Origin of the sequence: Stenotrophomonas sp. HMWF003, from assembly GCF_003061285.1 — a bacterium.
GTDB classification, from domain to species: Bacteria; Pseudomonadota; Gammaproteobacteria; order Xanthomonadales; family Xanthomonadaceae; genus Stenotrophomonas; species Stenotrophomonas maltophilia_AP.
This window is the reverse complement of record NZ_QAIW01000200.1, coordinates 1-6,289: the sequence shown is the minus strand read 5'-3', so window position 1 is coordinate 6,289 and position 6,289 is coordinate 1. Positions and strand designations below refer to the sequence as shown.

The 6,289-nt window shown below is 65.0% G+C and carries 10 protein-coding genes; 6 read left to right on the top strand and 4 right to left on the bottom strand.

The features are described from left to right. Positions 1 to 304 precede the first annotated feature (304 nt). From rplI to DBR34_RS08185, 4 genes are all read right to left on the bottom strand, one after another. Positions 305 to 757 (bottom strand): 50S ribosomal protein L9, encoded by a 453-nt coding sequence (gene rplI / locus DBR34_RS08200; RefSeq protein WP_128096425.1) that lies wholly within the window; start codon positions 755 to 757, stop codon positions 305 to 307. Positions 758 to 908: 151 nt separating this feature from the next. Continuing rightward, positions 909 to 1,139: a 30S ribosomal protein S18 gene (gene rpsR / locus DBR34_RS08195; protein ID WP_128096424.1), complete on the bottom strand. Its 231-nt coding sequence runs from the start codon at positions 1,137 to 1,139 to the stop codon at positions 909 to 911. Between the two features lie 11 nt (positions 1,140 to 1,150). Next, the gene (gene rpsF, locus DBR34_RS08190; protein ID WP_128096423.1) at positions 1,151 to 1,588 is read right to left on the bottom strand and encodes a 30S ribosomal protein S6; all 438 of its coding nucleotides are present in this window, start codon (positions 1,586 to 1,588) and stop codon (positions 1,151 to 1,153) included. Between the two features lie 168 nt (positions 1,589 to 1,756). Continuing rightward, complete coding sequence (locus DBR34_RS08185) at positions 1,757 to 2,095, bottom strand: iron-sulfur cluster assembly accessory protein (RefSeq protein ID WP_128096422.1); 339 nt, start codon at positions 2,093 to 2,095, stop codon at positions 1,757 to 1,759. Between the two features lie 129 nt (positions 2,096 to 2,224). Between DBR34_RS08185 and asnS the strand changes: the two genes are divergently transcribed. The 6 genes from asnS (at position 2,225) to DBR34_RS08155 (ending at position 6,194) form a co-directional block, all read left to right on the top strand. Further along, positions 2,225 to 3,619 carry an asparagine--tRNA ligase gene (gene asnS, locus DBR34_RS08180; protein WP_128096421.1) on the top strand — a complete coding sequence of 465 codons (1,395 nt, stop codon included), beginning with the start codon at positions 2,225 to 2,227 and terminating at the stop codon, positions 3,617 to 3,619. Positions 3,620 to 3,642: 23 nt separating this feature from the next. Beyond that, complete coding sequence (locus DBR34_RS08175) at positions 3,643 to 3,948, top strand: hypothetical protein (RefSeq protein WP_128096420.1); 306 nt, start codon at positions 3,643 to 3,645, stop codon at positions 3,946 to 3,948. Next, entirely contained in the window at positions 3,945 to 4,259 is a 315-nt protein-coding gene (locus DBR34_RS08170; RefSeq protein WP_128096419.1) for a hypothetical protein, read from the top strand. Before DBR34_RS08175 ends, DBR34_RS08170 begins: the two co-directional genes overlap by 4 nt. Positions 4,260 to 4,265: 6 nt before the next feature. Beyond that, the gene (locus tag DBR34_RS08165) at positions 4,266 to 4,901 is read left to right on the top strand and encodes an FMN-binding negative transcriptional regulator (protein WP_128096418.1); all 636 of its coding nucleotides are present in this window, start codon (positions 4,266 to 4,268) and stop codon (positions 4,899 to 4,901) included. A 76-nt stretch (positions 4,902 to 4,977) separates the two neighbouring features. Continuing rightward, the gene (gene can / locus DBR34_RS08160; RefSeq protein ID WP_128096417.1) at positions 4,978 to 5,640 is read left to right on the top strand and encodes a carbonate dehydratase; all 663 of its coding nucleotides are present in this window, start codon (positions 4,978 to 4,980) and stop codon (positions 5,638 to 5,640) included. A 26-nt stretch (positions 5,641 to 5,666) separates the two neighbouring features. Beyond that, complete coding sequence (locus DBR34_RS08155; protein WP_128096416.1) at positions 5,667 to 6,194, top strand: 3-hydroxyanthranilate 3,4-dioxygenase; 528 nt, start codon at positions 5,667 to 5,669, stop codon at positions 6,192 to 6,194. Positions 6,195 to 6,289 lie beyond the last annotated feature (95 nt).

Genomic DNA, 6,289 nt, shown 5'->3' with positions numbered 1-6,289 from the left:
GCTCTACCCGCCCGCACCGGACATCTTGGCAGAGGGTGTCGGGTGGCCTTGGCCGGGACCGTTGGGCGCCATGGATGGCGCCCACGAGCCTCCAGGGATGGATTTACGGCGTGTCCCGGCCAAGGCCACCCGGCACCCTCCCACCGGAAGAACCAAAGCGCCGGCACCCGCCATTGATCTGGCTTCAAGCTTCTAAGCTTTTAAGCTTTTAAGCTTTTAAGCTTTTAAAAAACAAAACCCCCAAACACAAAAACGGGCACCCTTGCGGGCACCCGTTCTGGTGACGCCAGCCTTTCGGCCGGAATCAGGCCTTTTCGGCTTCCACAACCACCTTGACGGTGGTTTCCACGTCGGCGTGCAGGTGAACAGTCACCTCGTACTCGCCCACGTTGCGGAAAGCGCCTTCGCCCAGGATCACTTCGCTCTTTTCCAGCGGCAGGCCGGCCTTGGTGAAGGCTTCGGCGATGTCGCGCGGGCCAACCGAACCGTACAGCTTGCCTTCCGTCGACGCGTTGGCGGCGATAGTGACGCTCTTGCCTTCCAGCTGTGCCTTGCGGGCTTCGGCGTCAGCGTGGATCGACTGGGCCTTGGCTTCGTAGTCGGCGCGCTTGGCTTCGAACTCGGCAACGTTGGTGGCGGTGGCCGGAACGGCCTTGCCGGTCGGGACGAGGAAGTTGCGGCCGTAGCCCGGCTTCACGTCGACCAGATCGCCCAGACCGCCGAGGTTGGTGACCTTCTGGAGAAGAATCAGCTTCATGGTGTAGCTCCAAATATGTATTCGTTAGCGAGGCGTGGCCCCGCAGCGATGGCTGTCCGAATATCCGAACGGTAGACCGTGAAACCGCCCGACGCTCTGCAGCGCGGGCGGCCAGGTCCACGAAAGCGGCGACCGAAGCCGCCGGCTTTCATCAGACGTCGTGGTTGTCGGTGTACGGAATCAGGGCCAGGAAACGGGCGCGCTTGACGGCCGTTGCCAGCTGGCGCTGGTACTTCGACTTGGTACCGGTGACGCGGCTCGGCACGATCTTGCCGTTCTCGGTCAGGTACTGGCGCAGGGTGTTGAGATCCTTGTAATCGATCTCCTTGATACCTTCGGCCGTGAACTTGCAGAACTTGCGGCGACGGAAGAACTTGGACATGTCAGTGCTCCTTAAGCGGCCGAAGCGGCGTCTTCGCCGGCATCGGTGTCAGCGGCGGGGGTGGTTTCACCTTCTTCGTCATCACGACGACGACGCTCGCCACGCTCGGGCTTGTCACCCTTCTCGTCCTTGCTCTTCATGATCAGCGACTGCTCGGTGTCGGCTTCGTCACGCTTGATGACGAGGTTGCGCAGCACGGCATCGTTGAAGCGGAAGCTTTCCACCAGCTCGCTCAGCACGGCCTGGTCGCACTCGATGTTGAGCATGACGTAGTGGGCCTTCACCAGGTTCTGGATCGGGTAGGCCAGCTGACGACGGCCCCAGTCTTCCAGACGGTGGACGGTGCCGTTGCCGTTCTCGACCAGCGCCTTGTAGCGCTCGATCATGGCCGGGACCTGTTCGCTCTGGTCCGGATGGACCAGGAACACGACTTCGTAATGACGACTCATGTGTTTTTACCTTTCGGATGTGGCCCTTTGGGGGCCGGACAGCCCCCCGCAGATGAACGCGGTGGGGCAAGGGTCCTGCCCGGAATCAGGCAGGAAGCCGCAAAGTATGGCAGCAGCAGCGCCCGCAGGCAAGCAGCAGCGGGGCCAAGCGCCCCGCCCCGGCCCGGATCAGGCCTTGTCGGCTTCGGTGGTGAAGCTCTCGCCGCAGCCGCATTCGGCGGTGGCGTTCGGGTTCCTGAACGTGAACGTCTCGCTCAGCCCGTGCTTGCCGAAGTCGATCTCGGTGCCGTCGACCAGGCTCAGGCTGTCGGCATCCACGTAGATGCGCACCCCGTCCTGCTCGAACACGGTGTCGCCCTGGCGCTCGTCGCGGGCCAGGTCGGTGATGTGGCCCCAGCCCGAACAACCGGTACGGGTGACGCCGAAACGCAGGCCCAGCGCGCCCGGGGTCTGGGCGACGAACTTCTGCACACGGGCAAAGGCAACAGGGGTAAGGCTTACAGCCATGACAGGCAACTCCAGCGGATCGGGGTCATTATAGAAGTCCACGGCGGCTAAAAATGCCTCGCAAGCAGAGCGCTGCACCCGTTAAACTCCTCGTTCAGAGATCGAGTCGATCAATAGAGGATTCAAGTCATGACGGTGGTCAGCGTTGAACATGCGCTTGCCGGGAAGATCCCGGAAGGCGGCGAGGCAACCGTACGCGGTTGGGTGCGTACGGTGCGTGGGTCGGCAGCACTGGCCTTCGTCAATGTCACCGATGGCTCCTGCTTTGCCCCCATCCAGGTGGTGGCCAATGACACCCTGGACAACTTCGACGCGATCAAGGCCCTCACCCCCGGCTGCTCGGTGATCGCCCGCGGCACCCTGGTCAAGTCGCAGGGCAAGGGCCAGTCGTTCGAGATCCAGGCCAGCAGCATCGAGATCGTCGGCCTGGTCGAAGACCCGCTGACCTACCCGATCCAGCCCAAGCCGATGAGCGCCGAGTTCCTGCGTGAAGTGGCGCACCTGCGCCCGCGCACCAACCTGTTCGGCGCGGTCACCCGCATCCGCAACTGCCTGTCCCAGGCCGTGCACCGGTTCTTCCACGAGAACGGGTTCAACTGGATCAGCACCCCGATCATCACCACCTCCGATGCCGAAGGCGCCGGCCAGATGTTCCGGGTTTCCACCCTGGACATGGCCAACCTGCCCCGCAACGACAAGGGCGAGGTCGATTTCAGCCGCGATTTCTTCGGCAAGGAAACCTTCCTGACCGTGTCCGGCCAGCTCAACGTCGAGGCGTACTGCCTGGCCCTGAGCAAGGTGTACACGTTCGGCCCGACCTTCCGCGCCGAAAACTCCAACACCACCCGCCACCTGGCGGAGTTCTGGATGATCGAGCCGGAAATCGCCTTCGCCGACCTGGCCGAAGACGCGCGCCTGGCCGAGCAGTTCCTGAAGTACCTGTTCCGCGCGGTGCTCGACGAGCGTGGCGACGACCTGGCGTTCCTGGCCGAGCGCGTGGACAAGAACGCGATCACCAAGCTGGAGGCCTTCATCAATGCCCCGTTCGAGCAGATCGACTACACCGAGGCGGTGAAGCTGCTGCAGAACTCGGGCAAGAAGTTCGACTTCCCGGTCGAGTGGGGCCTGGACCTGCAGACCGAGCACGAGCGCTGGCTGACCGAGGAACACATCGGCCGCCCGGTGGTGGTGACCAACTACCCCGAGCACATCAAGGCGTTCTACATGCGCCTGAACGACGACGGCAAGACCGTTGCCGCGATGGACGTGCTGGCCCCGGGCATCGGCGAGATCATCGGCGGCAGCCAGCGCGAAGAGCGCCTGGACGTTCTGGACGCGCGCATGGCGCAGTTCGGCCTGGACCGCGAGCACTACGGCTGGTACCGCGATTTCCGCCGCTACGGTTCGGTGCCGCACGCCGGTTTCGGGCTGGGCTTCGAGCGTCTGGTGGTCTACGTCTGCGGGCTGGGCAACATCCGCGATGCGATCGCCTATCCGCGCGCACCGGGCACCGCCGAGTTCTGATCCACCTACGGAGGCACTGACCCATGACCTTGTTCTTCGCGCTGTGCTTCGTCGGCGTGGCGATCGCCGGGTTCAGTGCCTTCGTGATCTTCTGGCCGCTCACCCTGGTCCACATCCGCGACCGCCACCCGCTGCTGGCGCAACGCTTCGGCAACGGTGCGTTCCTGCGCCCGGACGCGCTGCGCTGGCTGCTGGGCCGTGATTACCGGCAAACCCCCGACCTGGCGCTGTCCGGGCTGGCAACGCCGGCCTGGGTGTCGCTGCTGACCCTGCTGGCCGGGCTGGGCATGGCTGCCCTGCTCTGGCTGCTTTCGATGGTACTGATATGAACGACACCTCCCCCGACCGCGACGAGTGGTTCCTGGCCAGCCTGGGCAACACGCTGATCTGGGCCCGGCTGCGGGTCCGCCCGGCGGGCACCGCCGAAGTGCTGGACAGCGACGGCAACACGCTCAGCTACGACAGCGAGGACACCGCGCGCTCGCAGCTGTTCGACGCCGAATTCGTCTCCTATGACGGGCTGGACGAGGAAGACGCGCTGATCCGCGGCTTCTCGCTGCATGAAGTGCAGCCGCCGCAGGGCGCCAGCGATGCCGACCTGCAGGGCCGCATGGTGCAGAGCCTGGGCGCCCGCGCCTGACCGACGATGTTCATTCCGTCCGCCTTCGTCGAGACCGACCTGATCTGGCTGGACCGGCTGCTGGCGCGCGATGCGTTCGTCACCCTGGTGACCAACGGCGCCGACGGCTACCCGCAGGCCACGCGCCTGCCGGTGGTGTACACGCGTGATGCCGACGGCATCCTGATCGAAGGCCACTGGGCCAAACCGAATCCGCAGGCCGGCCACGTCGGCCCGGCCACGCTGCTGGTGAACGGCCCGCACGCGTATGTGTCGCCGGGCTGGTATCCGGACAAAGAGGCGCAGGCGCGCGTCCCCACCTGGAACTACGCGGCGGCCGAACTGCGCGGCGTGCTGGAACCGGTCACCGACCCGGACACACTGGTCGCGATGCTGGACGCACTGAGCGCGCATTACGAAGGTACGGTGGGCGGCGATTGGGACCTGCTGCCGATCGAGCCGCGCCAGCAACGCATGCTGGCCGGCATCGTCGGCTTCCGCTTCCGCCCGGCCCAGGTACAGATCAAGCTCAAACTGAGCCAGAACCACCCGGAGGCGAACCAGTGCAGCGTGATCGACGCGCTGTCGGCGCTGGACGCCCCGGCTTCCCGCGAGCTGGCGCAGTGGATGCGCTGGCGCCGCGACGGCGGCACCGCCGGCTGACCCTCCCCGTTTTCCGCGACGCTGCGGCCAGGCTGGCCGCGCCTTGCCCCCACCTCACGTCAGGGACACCTGCCCCATGAAAGACATCCACAAACTGCTGCAGAACAACCGCGAATGGGCGGACCGGATCGAGAAGGAAGACCCGGACTTCTTCCACCAGCTGGCCAAGCAGCAGCATCCGGAATACCTGTGGATCGGCTGCTCGGATTCGCGCGTGCCGGCCAACCAGATCATCGGGATGGCGCCGGGTGAAGTGTTCGTACACCGCAACGTGGCCAACGTGGTGGTGCACACCGACCTCAACTGCCTGAGCGTGATCCAGTACGCGGTGGACCAGCTGAAGGTGAAGCACATCCTGATCGTGGGCCATTACGGCTGCGGCGGCGTGCACGCCAGCCTGCACAACACGCGGGTGGGCCTGGCCGACAACTGGCTGCGGCACGTGGGCGATGTGGCACAGAAGCACGCATCGATCATGGATGCGATCGACGATCCGGACCTGAAACATGCACGACTGTGCGAACTGAACGTGATCGAGCAGGTGGTCAACGCCTGCCGGTCGACGATCGTGCAGGACGCCTGGGCGCGCGGGCAGAAACTGATGGTGCACGGCTGGGTCTACAGCCTGAAGGACGGCCGGGTGCGCGAAATGGGCATCGACGTGGGCGCACCGGAAGACCTGCAGGCAGCCTACGAGCGGGCGCTGGCGCATGTGCCGCGCCGCGGCAAACGCGACTGACCCTTCCCCACTACGGACATCGCACCATGCTCCCCATGCCGATCAACCTGCTGGGCTGGATAGAAGAAAACCGGCATCTGCTGAAGCCGCCGGTGGGCAACAAGATGATCGAGAACGGGGACTTCATCGTGATGGTGGTGGGCGGGCCGAACAGCCGCACGGACTACCATTACGACGAGGGCCCGGAGTGGTTCTACCAGCTCGAAGGCGAGATGGTGCTGAAGGTGCAGGAAGACGGCGCCGTGCGCGACATTCCGATCCGCGCGGGCGAAATCTTCCTGCTGCCGGGCAAAGTGCCGCATTCCCCGCGCCGCCCGCCCGGCGGCGTGGGACTGGTAGTGGAGCGCAAGCGCCTGGCCCACGAACGCGACGGCCTGCTGTGGTTCTGCGAACGCTGCAACCACAAACTGTACGAAGAATACTTCGCGCTGGAAAACATCGAAACGGACCTGCCGAAAGTGTTTGCGCGGTACCAGGCATCGGTGGAGATGCGCACCTGTGAGGCGTGCGGGCATGTGGATCCGTTGCCGGGTGCTGGTGCGATCGAAGGCTGAGGGATGAAAAGCGCGGCGCTGCGTGCGCGCGTTTGAGCGGAGGGCAGCCGACCAACGGTCGGCTCTACCCACCTGGCCCCGTATCATCCCGCCCC